This is a genomic window from Glaciihabitans sp. GrIS 2.15 (assembly GCF_035984695.1).
Taxonomy (GTDB): domain Bacteria; phylum Actinomycetota; class Actinomycetes; order Actinomycetales; family Microbacteriaceae; genus Lacisediminihabitans.
The window spans coordinates 340344-357226 of record NZ_JAXCHU010000001.1; the positions used below are offsets into that span (position 1 = coordinate 340344).

At 63.8% G+C, this 16883-nt stretch carries 20 protein-coding genes; 6 read left to right on the plus strand and 14 right to left on the minus strand.

All coding sequences use genetic code 11. The features are described from left to right. Positions 1-132 precede the first annotated feature (132 nt). Positions 133-618 carry a hypothetical protein gene (locus tag RCH11_RS01655; RefSeq protein WP_327055238.1) on the plus strand — a complete coding sequence of 162 codons (486 nt, stop codon included), beginning with the start codon at positions 133-135 and terminating at the stop codon, positions 616-618. Here the strand turns inward: RCH11_RS01655 and RCH11_RS01660 are convergent. Further along, positions 615-1706: an IS630 family transposase gene (locus tag RCH11_RS01660; RefSeq protein WP_327055239.1), complete on the minus strand. Its 1092-nt coding sequence runs from the start codon at positions 1704-1706 to the stop codon at positions 615-617. The genes RCH11_RS01655 and RCH11_RS01660 overlap by 4 nt on opposite strands. A gap of 231 nt (positions 1707-1937) precedes the next feature. On the opposite strand from RCH11_RS01660, the gene RCH11_RS01665 reads away from it, so the two are divergent. Then, positions 1938-2072 (plus strand): hypothetical protein, encoded by a 135-nt coding sequence (locus tag RCH11_RS01665; RefSeq protein ID WP_327055240.1) that lies wholly within the window; start codon positions 1938-1940, stop codon positions 2070-2072. A gap of 193 nt (positions 2073-2265) precedes the next feature. Here the strand turns inward: RCH11_RS01665 and RCH11_RS01670 are convergent, their stop codons facing one another. After that, on the minus strand, positions 2266-3117 hold the full coding sequence (locus RCH11_RS01670) for an HAD family hydrolase (protein WP_327055241.1): 852 nt from the start codon (positions 3115-3117) through the stop codon (positions 2266-2268). 43 nt (positions 3118-3160) lie between these two features. Here RCH11_RS01670 and RCH11_RS01675 point away from each other — a divergent pair, with 43 nt between their 5' ends. After that, positions 3161-3775, plus strand: coding sequence for a class I SAM-dependent methyltransferase (locus RCH11_RS01675; protein ID WP_327055242.1), 615 nt, complete (start codon positions 3161-3163; stop codon positions 3773-3775). Positions 3776-3866: 91 nt separating this feature from the next. Here RCH11_RS01675 and RCH11_RS01680 read toward each other — a convergent pair whose 3' ends face one another. Beyond that, positions 3867-4673 (minus strand): inositol monophosphatase family protein, encoded by an 807-nt coding sequence (locus RCH11_RS01680; protein WP_327055243.1) that lies wholly within the window; start codon positions 4671-4673, stop codon positions 3867-3869. Between the two features lie 73 nt (positions 4674-4746). Here RCH11_RS01680 and RCH11_RS01685 point away from each other — a divergent pair, with 73 nt between their 5' ends. Together RCH11_RS01685 and RCH11_RS01690 are read left to right on the plus strand one after the other, a co-directional pair. After that, complete coding sequence (locus RCH11_RS01685; protein WP_327055244.1) at positions 4747-4875, plus strand: hypothetical protein; 129 nt, start codon at positions 4747-4749, stop codon at positions 4873-4875. A gap of 238 nt (positions 4876-5113) precedes the next feature. Continuing rightward, positions 5114-5392, plus strand: coding sequence for a transposase (locus RCH11_RS01690; RefSeq protein ID WP_327055245.1), 279 nt, complete (start codon positions 5114-5116; stop codon positions 5390-5392). 274 nt (positions 5393-5666) lie between these two features. Here RCH11_RS01690 and ctlX read toward each other — a convergent pair whose 3' ends face one another. Beyond that, positions 5667-6620 carry a citrulline utilization hydrolase CtlX gene (gene ctlX / locus RCH11_RS01695; protein ID WP_327055246.1) on the minus strand — a complete coding sequence of 318 codons (954 nt, stop codon included), beginning with the start codon at positions 6618-6620 and terminating at the stop codon, positions 5667-5669. A gap of 8 nt (positions 6621-6628) precedes the next feature. Beyond that, positions 6629-7672, minus strand: coding sequence for an ornithine cyclodeaminase (locus RCH11_RS01700; RefSeq protein ID WP_327055247.1), 1044 nt, complete (start codon positions 7670-7672; stop codon positions 6629-6631). Positions 7673-7783: 111 nt separating this feature from the next. Here RCH11_RS01700 and RCH11_RS01705 point away from each other — a divergent pair, with 111 nt between their 5' ends. Next, complete coding sequence (locus tag RCH11_RS01705; protein ID WP_327055248.1) at positions 7784-8215, plus strand: Lrp/AsnC family transcriptional regulator; 432 nt, start codon at positions 7784-7786, stop codon at positions 8213-8215. 25 nt (positions 8216-8240) lie between these two features. On the opposite strand, the gene RCH11_RS01710 is transcribed toward RCH11_RS01705, so the two are convergent. From RCH11_RS01710 to aceA, 9 genes are all read right to left on the minus strand, one after another. Next, positions 8241-9443, minus strand: coding sequence for an acyl-CoA dehydrogenase family protein (locus RCH11_RS01710; RefSeq protein WP_327055249.1), 1203 nt, complete (start codon positions 9441-9443; stop codon positions 8241-8243). Further along, on the minus strand, positions 9443-10504 hold the full coding sequence (locus RCH11_RS01715) for a phosphotransferase family protein (RefSeq protein WP_327055250.1): 1062 nt from the start codon (positions 10502-10504) through the stop codon (positions 9443-9445). The genes RCH11_RS01710 and RCH11_RS01715 overlap by 1 nt, the downstream gene beginning before the upstream one ends. Then, the gene (locus RCH11_RS01720; protein ID WP_327055251.1) at positions 10501-10938 is read right to left on the minus strand and encodes an acyl-CoA thioesterase; all 438 of its coding nucleotides are present in this window, start codon (positions 10936-10938) and stop codon (positions 10501-10503) included. The genes RCH11_RS01715 and RCH11_RS01720 overlap by 4 nt, the downstream gene beginning before the upstream one ends. Further along, positions 10935-11333: a hypothetical protein gene (locus RCH11_RS01725; protein WP_327055252.1), complete on the minus strand. Its 399-nt coding sequence runs from the start codon at positions 11331-11333 to the stop codon at positions 10935-10937. Before RCH11_RS01725 ends, RCH11_RS01720 begins: the two co-directional genes overlap by 4 nt. After that, positions 11330-11803 carry a MaoC family dehydratase gene (locus RCH11_RS01730; RefSeq protein ID WP_327055253.1) on the minus strand — a complete coding sequence of 158 codons (474 nt, stop codon included), beginning with the start codon at positions 11801-11803 and terminating at the stop codon, positions 11330-11332. The genes RCH11_RS01725 and RCH11_RS01730 overlap by 4 nt, the downstream gene beginning before the upstream one ends. Before the next feature lie 4 nt (positions 11804-11807). After that, entirely contained in the window at positions 11808-12563 is a 756-nt protein-coding gene (gene fabG, locus RCH11_RS01735) for a 3-oxoacyl-ACP reductase FabG (RefSeq protein WP_327055254.1), read from the minus strand. Then, the gene (locus RCH11_RS01740) at positions 12560-13690 is read right to left on the minus strand and encodes an alcohol dehydrogenase catalytic domain-containing protein (RefSeq protein ID WP_327055255.1); all 1131 of its coding nucleotides are present in this window, start codon (positions 13688-13690) and stop codon (positions 12560-12562) included. The genes fabG and RCH11_RS01740 overlap by 4 nt, the downstream gene beginning before the upstream one ends. Positions 13691-13871: 181 nt before the next feature. Next, positions 13872-15506 carry a malate synthase A gene (gene aceB / locus RCH11_RS01745; RefSeq protein WP_327055256.1) on the minus strand — a complete coding sequence of 545 codons (1635 nt, stop codon included), beginning with the start codon at positions 15504-15506 and terminating at the stop codon, positions 13872-13874. Between the two features lie 25 nt (positions 15507-15531). Next, positions 15532-16821: an isocitrate lyase gene (aceA, locus tag RCH11_RS01750; RefSeq protein WP_327055257.1), complete on the minus strand. Its 1290-nt coding sequence runs from the start codon at positions 16819-16821 to the stop codon at positions 15532-15534. Positions 16822-16883 lie beyond the last annotated feature (62 nt).

The following is a 16883-nucleotide window of genomic DNA, read 5'->3' on the forward strand; positions in this document are numbered from 1 at the left end:
CTCGCTGTTTCTGCTGCTGTTTTGGCTGCCATAGCACTGACCCCGGCCACCTCGTTTGCCGCTGCCCCCCCCCCCCCCCCGGCCGCAGCTACCGCGTACCAAAGCGTCGTCATCACTCCCGAGGGCGGATCCGTGACTGGATTCGGAATCACCGCGACCTTCGCACCGGGTGCAGTCGCCACCGATCGACTGATCGTGCTCGGTAACTGGCCGAACGGGCAGGATGTCACCCCACTCACTGGAACCGCTGTGAAGACCTTTGGTATCCAAGAATGCAATGTCAACTTCACCGGCTGCACCAGCGTGTTCGGGAACTATGCCAACAGCCCGGCTGGCAGTGAAAAAATCCGCGGACAGGTTGTTCCGTACAGCGGCTTCCAGAAGCTGGTCTACCCCACCCCAAACGCTGACGGGAACACGACCTTCGGCACAGCCCAGAACAAGCTGGTCACCATCACCACGAATACCACCGCCGACAGCGTTTATGTCTACAACGCGAACAACAGCACCAGCGCCTCCGCCTACCCTAAGTTGCTGCCGAGCAGCAGCGACGGCAGCACGCTTACCTTCAAGACCTTCCAGCCCATCGTGTGGACTCTCACCGCCCCAACCAGCTAATGTCCTGCGCCGGTAGTTCGTTGTAGAAGTCGGCTGAGGGATTCGAGGATCTGTCCTGCGGGCTTGGTCCAGATGAATGGTTTCGGGTTCTCGTTCCATCCTTTGACCCATGTGCGGATGTCGGCTTCGAGTGCCTGGACGCTGCGGTGGTCGCTGCGTTGGAGCAGGTCGGCGGTGACGTAGGCGAAGAAGCGTTCGACCTGGTTGATCCAGGACGAGTATGTCGGGGTGAAGTGCATGTGGAATCGGGGGTGCGCTTCCACCCATTTGACGATGCTGGGGGACTTGTGGGTGCTGTAGTTGTCGCAGACGAGGTGGACCTCGAGCTCGTCGGGGACCTCGGCGTCGATCTTGTTCAGGAACTTCTTGAACTCGATGGCCCGGTGCCGTCGGTGGATTGAGGAGATGACGGTGCCGTCGGCGGTGTTGAACGCGGCGAAGAGACTGGTCGTGCCGTGGCGCACATAGTCGTGGGTGCGTTTCTCCGGCATGCCCGGCATCATCGGGAACGCCGGCTGCGAGCGGGCCAGGGCCTGCACCTGGGACTTCTCGTCCACGCAGTACACGACGGCCGCCTCGGGTGGGTTCAGGTAGAGGCCGACGACGTCGTAGACCTTCTCCACGAACTGCGGATCGGTGGAGAGCTTGAAGCCGTCCTCCCGGTGTGGTTTCAGCTCGAATGCCTTCCAGATCCGCCCGATCGTTGACCTCGACAGGCCACTGCGGTCGGCCATCTTCGCCCTCGACCAGTGGGTTGCGTTCTTCGGCGTCGACTCCAGCGTCGCTACGACGACCTCCTCGACCCGTTCGGCCGTGATCGTCGGCGGCCGCCCCGGACGCGGTTCGTCGACCAGACCGTCCAGGCGGTCCTGCACGAAACGGGCACGCCATTTGCTGACGGTGTTCGTCGAGCAGCCCGCCCGCTCCGCCACCGACTTGTTATCCAGGCCCTCGCCGCAGGCGAGGATGATCCGGGATCGCAACGCCAACGCCTGTGAGGACTTCGCCCGCCTGGACCAGCGCAGCAGCTGCTCTCGCTCGTCCTCGCTCAGTGTCAGTTCGGTCTTCGGGCGTCCTGTTCTCGGCATACCCCATTCTACAACTTAACCAGAGAATTTCAGGCGCAGGACACTAACAGATCGTTGGCTTAGTCAAGTAGGCAGGGTGGAGCGGTGTCCGGGGAGATGGTTCCTCGGCGCCGCTTCCGATGGTGCTCTGGCGAGGATGGTGTCGAACTGGACAAGAGACTCGTCACACGGGAGGTATCCGCCGCCGACGGCCGCAGGCGCAGGATCACTCTCACCGCCGCAAGAGTCACCTTGGCCGACGAACTGATCGCCGCCTATCTCGCGAACGAACAGCGGCTGCTTTCCTCGCTGACCGATGACCAGATATCCGACCTCGCCAGATTGCTCGCCATCCTCGCCGAGAATCTGGAGGCCGGCCATACCTGACGATGGCTCCAACACAGCGCGAGGCAATTGGGCCCCAGCCGATTGCGGATACTCCTGTGTGGGCCCGCAAGCCGAACCCGTTGCGGGACTACGTGCAGCTGCTTTCGGGGTTCATTGTTGACTGTGGTGACGGAGTCCAGGTTGCGTTGCGTGGGGAATGTAGTTGGTTCGCGGATCATCGCCGTGAGCGTCTTCAACTCCGGCTGAAGTCGTCGGTAACCCAGCGGGCAACTGCGTCGTCGTCATTGCTCCCAATGACACCAGTCGCTGCAGCGAGCACGGCCGGTATTGCGTTGGAGACGGCGTACGACTCGTCGGCAATTCTGAACATGGGCAGGTCGTTGTTGTTGTCGCCGAACACCACAAGTCGATTAGCACCGAGCTGTTTCATCACTCGTACGATTGCTTTCGCCTTCGTTCCCTCTTCATGGTGAAATTCGAGCCAGTCCAGCCCGGGGGTATTAGAGTCCTGGCTGAGAAAATGCGCGGCGTTGGCAAGCGCGGGTAACAGTGCATGACGCACGTTGACGAGTGCCAGATTTTCGCCAATGATCGCGATGTAGAACACTGCGGCCGTATTCAGCGGATCGTTTACCGTGATCGGGCGAAGCCGCGGGTCGTTCGGACGCGCGGCGAGAAATGCCGTCACTCCGGCGGTCATCCGGGTTGGCCGCCACCGTAGCCATTCGTGTCCGTCCTCGAATGTATGCAGGATAGGTTCGGCGGTCGGATGAGAGTTGCCCTGTTGAAGCGATGACTCGACGGCTGCCTGATCCAAGAGCCGCAGGTCGAGATGCTCTCCGCTTTGTGATTGCACCGTCAGCGTTCCGCCGTAGGTGATGACAGGCAAATTCAACCGAAGAGCGGCAGTCACTCTTCGCGAACTCAGGTGGGAACGCGCGGTCGCGTAGGTGAAAAGTGCGCCAGCTTCGAGCGCCGCATTCAGCATCGTGACCGAGGCCTCGCTGACAGAGCTGGCGGACGTGAGCAGCGTGCGATCAAGATCGCTGACGTAGAGAGTTCGCGAGCGAGGTATCTGCGCCATTCGGCCAGTATGCCAGGGCGCGCATTCGCGAGAGTATTGGCAGATGGCTAGCACCAGCGGAGATTCAAGCGCCATCACTTTGGCCGCTTATGAGCTGCACGCCGAGCAATACATTGCGCGTACCTCGAATATCAGATCTCAACTGGTCGACGGCCTGATCGCGTTAGTGCCTCAAGGCTCGTCGGTTCTGGAACTCGGAAGTGGACCTGGCCGCGACGCTGCGGCGTTAGAGGAGGCTGGCCTGGTGGTGACCCGCACCGACGCAGCGGCCTCATTTGTCAGGCTTTTTCACTCGAGAGGGCTTGAAGCGCACACCCTAGACGTCACCGCAGATGATTTCGGTGGTCCGTTCGATGCCGTGTTTGCAAACGCCGTGTTGTTGCATGTGGCTCGTACTCGTTTGCGCGGCGTCATGGCGGTCGCACAGCGTGCGACCCGTGTTGGTGGGGTGTTGGTCGCTTCGCTCAAAAAGGGAGACGGTGATGAATGGTCTAACCGGAAACTCGACGCGCCACGGCATTTCACCTACTGGCAGGAAGAGGATCTACACCGCGTCGTTATGGCTGCGGGATGGACCCCGCTCAGGCTTGAAGAATCAACCCAGCCAACCTCCATCGAGAGATGGATCACTGTCATTGCTCAAAACGACAAATTTTGATGTGAATCACCCGCGTAGCCGAGCTGGCCAGCCGACGTCAGATGGGAAGGTTCACCAAATCAACCTAGGGCGGCGGGTCAGCAGAAGTCATTCACAATCCAAGCTTGAGACGGGCTTCTTCCCACCGCTCTGGGGAACGTGCAACCAAGAGTCCCTCGCATTGATTGGTTGGGCGATACGGACGGCCGTCGAGGTGAGCTGCGACCCCACCCGACTCGGTAAGGAGGAGAACCCCTGGTGCATGGTCCCAGGCGAGTAAGCGCCAATACAAAATAAAGTCACGCTCCCCGCAGGCGATTGCCGGGTATTCGATACCCGCTGATGTTGTGTGCGGTGTGAGCGAGGTGAAGTTACTCTCATGGTGTTCGATCATGCGTCGAATATCGTCAGGAAGAAAACGCTTCATCACCGAACCAAGAAGCTCTTCGCTCGGGCTCCGATCCGTAGCCAATAGTCGCGTCCCAGTATGCGTTTCGTGAGCGCCCGAACCACGTTCCGCAACGTACGTGAGCTCATGCTCTGGTTGATGGATCACCGACAGGACGGTGACGCCGTCAACGATGAGGGCGGCCATGATCGCGTAATCCGGTGAACCCTTGATGAAAGCCGACGTGCCATCAAGCGGATCGAGTAGCCATACCGGCCCGGTCCCGGATAGTTGATTGATCAGGGCGGGATCGCGCGCGGCGGCCTCTTCGCCGACAAGCACGCTTCCCGGAACGGAGGCCATTAGAGCGGGTCCCAGTTCAGCTTCACACTCTTCATCAGCGACGGTCACGACCTCGCCAGCAGATTTCTCTCTTACATCTTGGAACCCAAGACAGCGAAACCGTGGCCGAAGAAACTCGTCAGCAGCCGCAGATATTTCACCGACTACACGATCAACGTCATAGCGCACGGTTGTAAACCTACAACGAAGCCCAGCTACGCGATCGCGCCAGAAGAGGAACTATCAACGGGACAGGTCCGTCGTGAACGTCTTCGTGCCGGTAGGGGTTGCCGAGGTCGCCAACGCCCCGTTCGGAGTCCACGTGTTCGTCACGGTCGGTACCCCGGCGACTGCTTGGGACAGCAACTCACCCGCGGCATCGTACGTGTAGGCGGTCGAGACAGTGCTGGCCGTTGAACCGGTAACGGTGCGGGCGGATTGGACCTTACGATTGCCAACCCTGTCGTAGCTGTATGACGTCTTCGGTGCTGCGCTCGTGCAGCTACCACCTGCGGTCGGATAACACTCGCTCGTCAACCTGCTGACCGAGTCATACCCATACAGAGCCGACGTGCTCGCCCTGGCCTTGACCCCGGGTGGTGGACACCTCACAAGAGAGAATGTTCGCTATGGCAAGATCACGTCGGGAGTTCACTCCTGAGTACAAAGACGAGGCCGTGAAGCTGGTCAGCACCACTGGCAGGGCGGTGGCGACGGTGGCCCGCGAGCTGGGTATCAACGAGGCAAGTCTGGGCCGTTGGGTGACTGCGTTCAAGACCCGCAACGAGACGGGACAGACTGAAGTCACGGAGTCCGAGAGGGCCGAGCTGGTCCGGCTGCGGAAAGAGAACGCGGATCTGAAACTGGATCGGGCGTTTCTAAAAAAAGCGTCCATCTTCTTCGCGTAAGGAAGCGTCGGTACGAACGGCGGTTTCTAATGGTCGGCACAACATTGTGAGTGATTGCGGCCTCGATCATTTGGCTTCGGCGACCGTCGGGAGCATCGGATTCTTCCGTCTTGGACAACTCCGGTGAAAATGGGTGCTGCGTATTATTGGCGGGGGCTGGCAGCCTTGCCGTTGTGCAGGACTTCGTCCTGAAGAACTCGAGTCTGCGGGGGTGGGGCTCCACTGCTCCGCGAACCGAATGCTCTGCGGGAGGCTTTGCGAGGGACGCTCCGCTTCAGGCCGCTATTACGACGGGACGCGGGTCGAGGTGGATGCCCGCGATCATGCAGCGCACCGACCCACCGGCGAGCTCGATGGTCGGAATGTCGAGGGGCAGGAGCGTGCACGACCGCTCGATGATCGCGAGCTGGTCGGGCCGGAGGCTGTTGGCCGCTCGGCGCGAGAGGGCGAGGATGCGGCCACCGTGCTCCTGAAAACCACTGGGCGCATGCAGTTCGATCGCATTGCCGGCGAAGTTGCACACCTGCTCGAAGTCGAGATCGATGAGGATGCGACCGTGGGCGGTGAGCCGGTCCATCACTTGGGCCCGACGCGCGGGCGACTGGATGAGGTTCAAGCCGACCAGCGCAAAGTCCGTGGCGACCCCCATCATCACGTTCGTGTGATAGATCGGCACGCCGGATGGATCGACAGCATCGAACACCATCGGCTCGTAGCCGAAGTTCGTGCAGAATCGCTCGAGCGCGATCGGATCGGCTCGATTCGACCGGGCTACGTAGGCGATTCGCGAGACGTGATCGAGCACGATCGCGCCGGTTCCCTCGAGGAACACGTCGTCGAGCTCGAGCCCGGAATAGTCGATCACATCCTGCACCCGGTACTCGTTCTTCAGCATCTCGATCACGTCGGATCGTCGCTCTCCGCGTCGATTCACGGCGAACATCGGGTAGAGCGCGACGTGCCCGCCCGGATGGGTTGACAGCCAGTTATTGGGAAACACGCTGTCTGGTCGATCGTGGCTCTCGTCGTCGAAGAGGTGCACACGGATGCCGGCGGCGTGGAGAGCCGCGGCCGCCCGCGTCACTTCCTCGTAGGCCGCAGTCGCGATTCGGGAAGACTCCGTCGAAGCTCCCGTTGCCTGGAAGACGTTGTCGTTGGCCGTGAGCGGATTGGGTCGGAAGTGGAGCGGTCGCACGAGCACGACCGCCGAGGGCGCCTGGATCGACACGGGTGGGCTCAGCTGCCGACGGGGGAGAGTGCGCCGATCATGCCAAAGAGGTCCTTCGGATTTTCCGGAGCCGCGACAAGGTCGATCTCATCGAAAAAGTCGGTGTCGGCCACGGAATCGCGCAGGTAGCGCAGGGCGGAGAAGTCCTCGATGGCGAATCCGACGGAATCGAAGAGTGTGATCTGTTCGGCGGAGGTGCGGCCGGGCTCGGTGCCGACGATCACCCTCCAGAGTTCGGTGACGGGAAAGTCGGACGCCATCTGCTGGATCTCTCCTTCGACGCGGGTCTGTGGCGGGTATTCGACGAAGACGGATGCCCGAGCGAGGATTGCGGCCTCGAGCTCGGTCTTGCCTGGGCAGTCGCCGCCGATCGCATTGATGTGCACGCCCGGCGCGACGAGGTCACTCGTCAGCACCGTCGCAAGGGCCTTGTCGGCGGTGCAGGTGGTGATGATGTCGGCGCTGGTCACGGCATCCGCAGCGCTCGTGGCGACGGTGATGTCGAATCCGAGCGGTGTGAGATTGCGCACGAACTTCTCCAGGGCTTCGGGATCGGTGTCCCAGATTCGCAGTCGGTCGATGCCGAGCGCAGCCCGGAATCCGAGGGCCTGGAATTCGGCCTGGCTGCCGGCCCCGATCATCGCCATGGTGGTGGAATCCGGGCGGGCCAGCTCTTGGGCGACCATCGCCGAGGTGGCGGCGGTACGGAAAGCGGTGAGCAGGGTCATTTCGGCCAGAAGCGTTGGGTAGCCGTTGTGCACGTCGGCGAGCACGCCGAAGGCGGTGACAGTTTGGAATCCGCGGGCTGGGTTGGAGGGATGACCGTTGACGTACTTGAAGGCGTAGGTCTCGAGGTCGCTGGTGGGCATCAGCTCGATCACACCGAGGGGAGTATGGCTGGCGACACGCGCGGTCTTGTCGAAGCTCTCCCAGCGACGGAAGTCGTCTCGTAGGTAGCCGATCATGCCGCCGATGATGCTTTCGGGGCCGGTGGTTGTCGCCCAGCGCACCATATTGCGAACATCCACAAACCGCGTCACGGCCGTCTCCATTTCGATAGGGTACAAGCCTAGATTGCGACGATATGCAAATAGAATTAGCAAAAAGCTGATCTAATGATGCATAATCGCGAACTCTGTCAATACGCGGTATACATTATGGTCATGCCTATTCTCGATGACCTCGATCGCAAGCTGCTCTCCGCCCTGCGCGAAGATGGCCGGGCATCCGTCGCGTTCCTCGCGCGCACTCTTGGAGTGGCTCGAGCGACAATCAGTAGCCGCCTGGAGAGGCTCGTGTCATCCGGAACCGTCGTGGGATTCACGGTGCGCGTGCGGGACGAACTGGACCCGCTCACCATCCACGCCATCGCTTTCATCGAGGTCGAGGGGCGCACCACCAATCATGTGATCCGCCAGTTGCGCGGAATGCCGGAGATCAGCGCACTGCACACCACGAACGGCGGCTGGGACCTCGTAGCCGAGCTGCGCACGGAGACGCTCTCCGACTTCGACCGCACCCTGGGGGAGATCCGCGCGATCGAAGGGATCGTGAACAGCGAGACGAGCCTGCTGCTCAGTTCGGTACTTCGCTAGAAGTTCTCGTCGCGCTTGACGGGTGTCAGCGTCGCAGTTCGGCCTTGCCGAGCGATGACAGGTGCACCTCATCCGGTCCGTCGGCGAGACGAAGTGCGCGGGCCCCGGCGAACATCTCCGCGATCGGATCGTCCGCGGTGAGACCACCGCCCCCGTGCAGCTGGATGGCGCGGTCGAGAATCTGTTGCACTGCTCGCGGCACGGCGATCTTGATCGCCTGGATCTCGGTCATCGCACCGGCATTGCCCACGGTGTCCATCAGCCAGGCGGTCTTGAGCACCAGCAGCCTTAGCGATTCGATGGAGATGCGACTCTCTGCGAGCCATTCACGCACCACGCCCTGGTCGGCCAGCGGCCTCCCGAAGGCGATACGGTTTTTCGCGCGCTCGCGCATGAGATCCATGGTGCGCTCGGCCATGCCGAGCAGTCTCATGCAGTGGTGGATGCGTCCGGGGCCGAGACGCGCCTGGGCGATTGCGAACCCGTCGCCCTCTCCGGCGATGAGGTTGGTCGCGGGCACGCGCACCCCGTCGAAGAGCACTTCGGCGTGGCCGCCGTGATCCCGGTCGTCGTAGCCGAACACCGTCAGCGGCCGCACGATAGTGACCCCCGGCGTGTCGCGAGGCACCAGGACCATGCTCTGCTGGCGATGGCGCGGGGCATCCGACTCCGGCGACGCGGTGCGGCCCATCACGATGAAGATCTCGGCCTCGGGGTTCATGGCCCCGGTCGACCACCACTTGCGACCGGAGATCACGTAGTCATCGCCGTCGCGGCGGATGCGCGTCGCGATGTTGGTGGCATCGGAGGAGGCCACTTCCGGTTCGGTCATGCAGAAGGACGAGCGGATGTGCCCTTCGAGCAGCGGCTCGAGCCAGCGTTGCTTCTGCGCGACGGTGCCGAACTCAGACAGTACCTCCATGTTGCCGGTGTCGGGGGCGGCGCAATTGAGTGCAACTGGCGCGAGTTTCGGGCTTCGGCCGGTGAGTTCCGCTACGGCCGCGTACTGCAGGTTGGTGAGGCCCATTGCGGGCAGGAACAGGTTCCAGAGGCCGCGCTTTCGGGCCTCAGCCTGCAGCTCGCGCACGATCGGACGCAGGCTCCAGTCATCCGGAGTCTCCGCAACCTGGCGCTCGAGCACGGACTCGGCGGGGTAGACACACTCGGTGAGGAAGGCCTGCATCCGCGCGACGATCTCGACGGTGCTGGCATCCGGGGCGAAGTCCATCAGGGAGTCCTCTCGACCAGGAAGCGGAGCCCGGCCTGGGCGAGCGGCGTGACAAGCCCGCCGATCGTGTCGAAGCCGGGGCCGACGGTCTCGCCGGCCTGGAATCGGAAATGGATGCCCTCGAGGATTATCGCGAGCTTGTAGGCCGCAAACGCGAGATACCAGGAGAGCTCGGGCACGGGCGTCCCGCGGGCGGCGGCGTAAGTGTCGAGCAACTCCGCGAAGCTCGGGTATCCGGCATCCGGGTCGACGGCGCTCGCGGCGACAGCAGCCGCCTCGGCACTGATACCGCGGATGTCCCAGTAGAGGCCGAGCAGGCCGAGGTCGGTGAAGGAGTCACCGATCGTGGCCATCTCCCAGTCCAGGATCGCCGCAATGCGCGGCCGGCCATCGGCATCCACTCGCACGATGGCGTTGTCGAGGCGGAAGTCTCCGTGAACGAGAGAGGAACTGACGGTGATTGGCACGCCCTCACGCAACGCAGCCTGCAGCGCATTGAGCTCCGGTAATTCACGGTTGCGGGACCTGTCGTATTGCTCGCCCCAGCGGCGAACCTGGCGTTCGAGGTATCCGGCCGCCCGACCGAAGTCCTCGAGCCCGACAGCGGCAGGGTCGAGGGAGTGCAGCTCAGCCAATGTCCCGACGAGGTCGAGGCTCAGCGCTCGAAGTTGCGCCGGGCTGAAGGGAATGTTCGCGGCGGGGGAGGAGAGCACCTGGCCGTCGACGAAGCCCATCAAATAAAAAGGAGTGCCAACGCCGGCGGTGCCGTCGGTGTCATCCCGGTACAGCACCGCTCCCGGAACCGGCACCGTGCTGCCGCCGAGCGCCGAAATCACCCGGAATTCCCTGGCCATGTCGTGCGCACTCGCCAGCACATGCCCGAGCGGCGGCCGACGCAGCACCAGCGGAGCAGGTCCGCCAACCAGGCGGTAGGTCAGGTTGCTGCGTCCGCCCGTAATCAGGCTAGCTTCGAGCGCGCTTTCGCCCACGAGTTCCGGATGCTCCGCGCGCAGCCACGCTTCCAACGCTGAGGTGACGAGTCCGCGGGGTTCGCCGCTCATGCGGCGACCACAAGGTCGTGCTCGATCGCCTCTCGCACAGCATCCGGTATCGGCACCGGACGTCGTGACTCCGCCCCGATGAAGACGTGCACAAACTGTCCTGTGGCCACCAGCAACCCGTCGCTCTCGCGGTAGATGCCGAGCTCCCAGGTCACGCTCGTCGAACCAATCCGACCGGCACGGAGGCCGATCACGAGGGTGTCGGGAAAGGAGACGGATTCCCGGTAGGTGCAGCCAGAGGAGACTACGACGGCGAGCGCGTGCTCACCGCCGGTCTGCAGCCCGGCGACCTCGATCAGCCAACTCGTGATCGTGGTGTCCATAGCGGCATAGTGGATGGTGTTGTTGACGTGCCCGTAGACGTCGTTGTCGTTCCACCGGGTGGGGAAGGCGCGGCCGTAGCCGTAACCCGTTGGGACGACAGGCGTGGTCATCGCGCGGTGAGGAAGAGGGCCGCGAGCAGGGCGAGGTACACGAGGATGAATACCGCCGGGGTGACGAAGCGCGGCACCGCGATCCAGCGGCGGGAGGCGATGATACGGCTCGACACCGCCGAGGGCGACACGATCGTGTCGAGGTCGTCGATCACCGCGAGGGCCTCGCCGGTCACCGAGATCTGCACGAGCGCACCTAGAATGCCGGAGGCGAGGAGGATGCCGGCGGCCCCGAGGCGCACGCTGGCGGGCGCCGTCGTCAGCCCCGCATCGAGCAGGCCGATCGTCACAATCAGCAAAACGGTCGGCGCGACCTGCGACACGATGAGGTGCCAGCGGGCGGAAATCCACAGCTCAATAAGGTTCTTCTCGGTCAATGGGCTCTCCTCGGTCATGACTGCTCCTCATGCATATCGCCCACGAACAGGGCGATGGTGTCTGCGACGAGAGCGGGTTTCGCCTCGCCGTCGATCTCTATCGTTATCTTCACGCCGATGCGCACGCCACGGCCGGCCACCTCGGCACTACTGATCGATCCGGATGCGCGAACTCGCGATCCAGATCGAACGGGCTGCAGGAAGCGCACGCGGTCGAGACCGTAGTTGATCGCCATCTGCACGTCACGGACATCGAAGAGCTGTGCGGTGAAGAACGGCACAAGCGAGAGGGTGAGGTAGCCATGGGCGATGGTGCCACCGAACGGACCGGCGGCCGCACGTTCGGGGTCGACGTGGATCCACTGTTCGTCGCCGGTCGCGATCGCAAACGCATTGATGCGTTCCTGGTCGATCTCGAACCAGTCGGTGGCGCCGAGGTCGTGCCCAACGGCATCGAGAAGTGCAGAGGGAGTCGCGAAGATCTTCATCGGGTCAGGCCTTCGGTCCGCCGGAGACGTAGACCACCTGGCCGGAGACGAACCCGGCCTCCTCGGAGCAGAAGAAGGATGCCATCGCCGCGATGTCCTCAGGCTGGCCGACCCGGCGCACCGGGATCTCCTTCGCGGCACCCTCGAGAAACGCATCGAAGGTGATGCCCATTCGTTCGGCGGTGGCGCGCAACATGTCGGTGGCGATGAAGCCGGGTGCGATCGCATTGGCGGTCACGCCGAACGGCCCGAGTTCGATGGCGAGTGTCTTGGTGAAGCCCTGCAGGCCGGCCTTCGCCGCGGAGTAGTTGGCCTGCCCGCGGTTGCCGAGGGCGGAGGTGCTCGAGAGGTTGACCACACGCCCCCATTTCGCCTCGACCTGGTGCTTCTGCACCTCGCGGCTCATCAGGAACGCTCCGCGGAGGTGCACGCCCATCACGGCATCCCAGTCGCCCTCGGTCATCTTGAATAACAGGTTATCGCGCAGGATGCCCGCATTGTTGACCAGGATCGTCGGAGCACCGAGCTCGGCGACGGTGCGAGCGACCGCGCGCTTCACGTCGTCGGCGTCTGAGACATCTGCTCCGATGCCGAGTGCGCGCCCGCCGCCCGCCACGATCGCGTCGACGGTGGTCGCCGTGTCTTCCTCACGCAGGTCGATCACGGCGATGGCATACCCGTCGGTGGCGAGCCGCTTCGAGATGGCGGCTCCAATGCCTCGGGCGCCTCCCGTGACGATGGCGATGCGCTGCTCGGTCATGCGGTCTCCTTCAGATGGTCTTCCGGCCCGAATACGATCAGCTGGCGCAGTGCGCGACCCTCGGCCAGGGCATCCATCGCTTCGTTCAGCTGGTCGAGACGGATGCGTCGGGAGATGAGTTTCTCGACCGGCAGTCGTCCGTCGCGCCAGAGCTGGGCGAAGAGCGGGATATCGCGAGAGGGCACTGCAGAGCCGAGGTAGCTACCGATGATGGTTCGCGCCTCGGCCGTCAACAAGAGCGGGGAGATCGACGCGCGGGCGTCCGGGGCCGGGAGGCCGACCGTCACGGTTCGTCCCCCCGCGGCGGTCGCGGCCAGTGCGGTCTCGAAGGCACGCGCGTTGCCCGCTGCCTCGATCACCACGGGCGCTCGCACTCCGGCGTCGAGTAGCTGCTGGGGGGTGTAGGTCTCGGTTACGCCGCAGTCGCGGGCCGCCGTGAGCTTCTGCTCGACACCATCGACGCCGATCACGTGATGCCCGAGCGAGAGCGCGACGAGAACTGCGGCCATGCCGACGCCGCCGAGTCCCACGACCATCACGGTCTCGCCCGGTTCGGGCTTGGCGGAGTTGAGCACCGCACCGCCGCCGGTCAGCACCGCGCAGCCGAGCAGCGCCGCGACATCCGCCGGAACGTCCGGATCCACGCGCACCACCGAGGCGCGGCTAACGACCGCATGGGTCGCGAAGGCGGAGACTCCGAGATGGTGGGAGACCGGATGCCTGTCCCGGTGCAGCCGCATCGCTCCGCCGAGCAGTGTGCCCGCACTGTTGGCCGCGCTCCCGACCTCGCAGGGGAGGCGACCACCGGTGGCGCATCCCGCACACGTGCCGCAGCGAGGGAGGAAGGTCATCACCACTCGGTCGCCGGGCACGAGGTCGGTGATCTCACCGCCCAGTTGCTCGACAATTCCGGCGGCCTCATGGCCGAGAAGCATCGGGGTCGGCCGCACCCGACTGCCGTCGACGACAGACAGGTCTGAGTGGCAGACGCCGGCCACTTCGATGCGCACCAGGAGCTCTCCGGGGCCCGGAGCATCCAGTTCCAGCCGGGAGATCGACAGGGGAACGGATGCCGCAAAGGGCGGTTTCGCCCCGATGCGCTCGAGGACCGCGCCGACGATCTCCATTGATGCCTTTTGTTGGTGGGGTGTGCCGACCGACCGGAAAACCGACCGGGCGGTATGTAGTCTATCCGTCCGGCCGGGGAAACTGCCTGCGCGCCCGTGAGTGACACCCGCGCCCAAACGTTCGGGCGCGAGTGTCACTCGTGGGAGCGGAGCTTCGGTACGGCTGCCACCGGGACAGCGTTCAGGCGGAGACTGACTCCCGCTCCGCGACCGTGTCCACCAGGTAGTGCGCGTAGGCCGGGATCGTGAGGAAGGTCGGGAAGTCATCCTGCAGTGTCACCAGGCGCACGATGGCGGCGGCATCATCGAATCGGTCGTCGGTCGACCGGTCGCTGCCGTCGAGCTCGCGCTGCAGCATCCCCTCGACAAGGTCTCGCGTCACGAGGTCACCCTGTTCGGTGATCACCCGCTGGGCGATCCACTGCCAGAGTTGCGAGCGCGAGATCTCCGCGGTGGCGGCGTCCTCCATGAGATTGTCGATCGCCGCCGCGCCGACGCCACGCAACCAGCTTTCGATGTATCGCAGCGCGACAGAGACGTTGCGACGCACGCCCTCGGTGGTGACCGTCTGGTCGAACGAGCGCACATCGAGCAGATCGGCGGCCGAGACATCCACCTCCGGTCGCTGGCGGTCGACCTGGTTGGGGTGATCGCCGAGCACTGCGTCGAACTCCTCGCGGGCGGTGGCGACGAGATCCGGATGCGCCACCCAGGTGCCGTCGAAGCCATCGGTGGCCTCGCGCCGCTTGTCGTCGTGCACCTTCGTGAACGCCTGCGCGGTGATCTCGGGGTCACGACGGTTCGGGATGAACGCACTCATGCCGCCAATCGCATGAGCTCCCCGGCGATGGCAGGTGGCGACGAGCAGCTCGGTGTAGTTGTGCATCATCGGCGAGGTCATCGTGATGCGATCGCGGTCGGGAAGCACAAACTGGCGGCCGCGACCTCGGAAGTTCTTGATCAGGCTGAAGATGTAGTCCCAGCGACCGGCGTTGAGGCCAGCGCAGTGATCTTTCAACTCGTAGAGGATCTCGTCCATCTCGAACGCGGCCGTGATCGTCTCGATGAGAACTGTCGCGCGAATCGAGCCATGCTGGAGCCCGAGCGCGATCTCCGAGAAGGCGAAGATGTCGTCCCATAGCCGTGCCTCGAGGTGGTTCTCGATCTTCGGAAGGTAGAAGTACGGTCCACGACCGTCCGCAATGAGCGCCGCAGCATTGTGAAAGGCATACAGGCCGAAGTCCACGAGCGACGCGGATGCCGCCTTGCCGAGCCCCGCCCGGTCGGTGTACCTCAGGTGCTTTTCGACGAGGTGCCAGCCGCGCGGGCGCATCACGATCGTTGGAGTCGTTTCGCCAACGGTGTACTGCTTGCCGGCCTCGCTCGTGAAATCGACCTGGTGACGGATGGCGTCGTAGAGCGACAGCTGCCCGCCGATGATGTTCGACCAGGTGGGGCTGGTGGCATCCTCGAGGTCGGCGAGCCAGACCTTCGCACCGGAATTGAGCGCGTTGACCGTCATCTTGCGGTCGGTTGGTCCGGTGATCTCAACCCGGCGGTCCTCGAGACCGGGACCGGCGCCGGCGACGCGCCATCCGGAGTCAGCCCGAATCGCGGCGGTCTCGGAGAGGAAGCCGAGGTTGCGGCCGTTTTCGATATTCTTGCGCTGCACCATTCGCGCGTTCAGGCGTTCCTGGCGGCGGCCCGCGAACTGGTCGTGGAGTCGCGTGATGAAGGTGAGAGCCTCGGGGCTGAGGATGGTGTCGAACCCGGGCTCGGAGCTGCCGAGAACGGTCATACGGCTGTCGATGGTCATGAGAATGCCTTTCCGTGCTGGCGGTTTAGTGGAACTGTTCGGATTCGGTGGAGCCGACGAGCGCGAGGGTCGCACTCCCGGGATTGAGCACCGTGGAGATCCTGTCGAAGTAGCCGGTGCCGACTTCACGCTGGTGCTTGGTTGCGGTGTACCCGTCGGCCTCGGAGGCGAACTCGGCTTCCTGCAACTGAACGTAGGCGCTCATGTGACGCTGGCTGTAGTCCCGGGCGAGCGTGTACATGGAATGGTTGAGGGCGTGGAACCCGGCGAGGGTGATGAACTGGAATGCGTAGCCCATTGCCGCGAGTTCGCGCTGGAAGGTCGCGATCTGGGCGTCATCGAGGTGGCTCTTCCAGTTGAACGACGGCGAGCAGTTGTAGGCGAGTTTTTTGCCGGGGAATTCCTTGTGGATGCTCTCGGCGAAGGTGCGGGCAAGGTTCAGGTCGGGCTCCGAGGACTCGACCCAGAGCAGGTCGGCATAGGGGGCGTAGGCGTGGCCGCGAGAAAGCACGGTCTCGATGCCGGGATGAGTGCCATAGAAGCCCTCCGGTGTGCGCGTGCCATCGAGGAACGGGCGGTCGCGTTCGTCGACGTCGCTGGTGACGAGGGTGGCGGCGAGTGAGTCGGTGCGGGCGATGACGATCGTCGGTACGCCCGCGACGTCGGCTGCGAGGCGCGCGGCATTGAGGGTGCGGATGTGCTGGCCAGTGGGGATTAGTACCTTGCCGCCCATATGACCGCACTTCTTTTCGCTCGCGAGCTGGTCCTCCCAGTGCACGCCAGCGGCTCCCGCCGCGATCATCGAGCTCATCAGCTCGTAGGCATTCAGCGGGCCGCCGAAACCGGCTTCGGCATCCGCGACGATGGGTGCGAGCCACTCGGTCGTTCGATTACCTTCCGAGGTCTCAATCTGGTCGGCGCGCAGCAGCGCGTTGTTGATGCGTCGCACGACATTCGGCACCGAGTTGGCAGGATAGAGGCTCTGGTCGGGGTAGGTCTGTCCGGAGAGATTTGCATCGGCGGCAACCTGCCAGCCGCTGAGATAGATGGCTTTGAGGCCGGCGCGCACCTGCTGAACGGCCTGGTTGCCGGTGAGGGCGCCGAGCGCGGGCACCCACTCCTCGGACTGCAGAAGACTCCACAGCCGCTCCGACCCGCGGCGGGCGAGGGTGTGCTCCTCCTGGACGCTGCCCCGTAGCGCGATCACGTCTTCCGCCGTGTAGTCCCGTTCGACTCCGTTCCAGCGTGCGTCGGTCTTCCACTGCGTCTCGAGCTCGGTGGCGGTCTGGTCTTGGTCACCCGGGTGGCTGGTCATCGTGCTCCTTCGTTGGCTTCGTAAAACCCACGATGCGGCCAATCAGGGTGCTCTGTTCCACA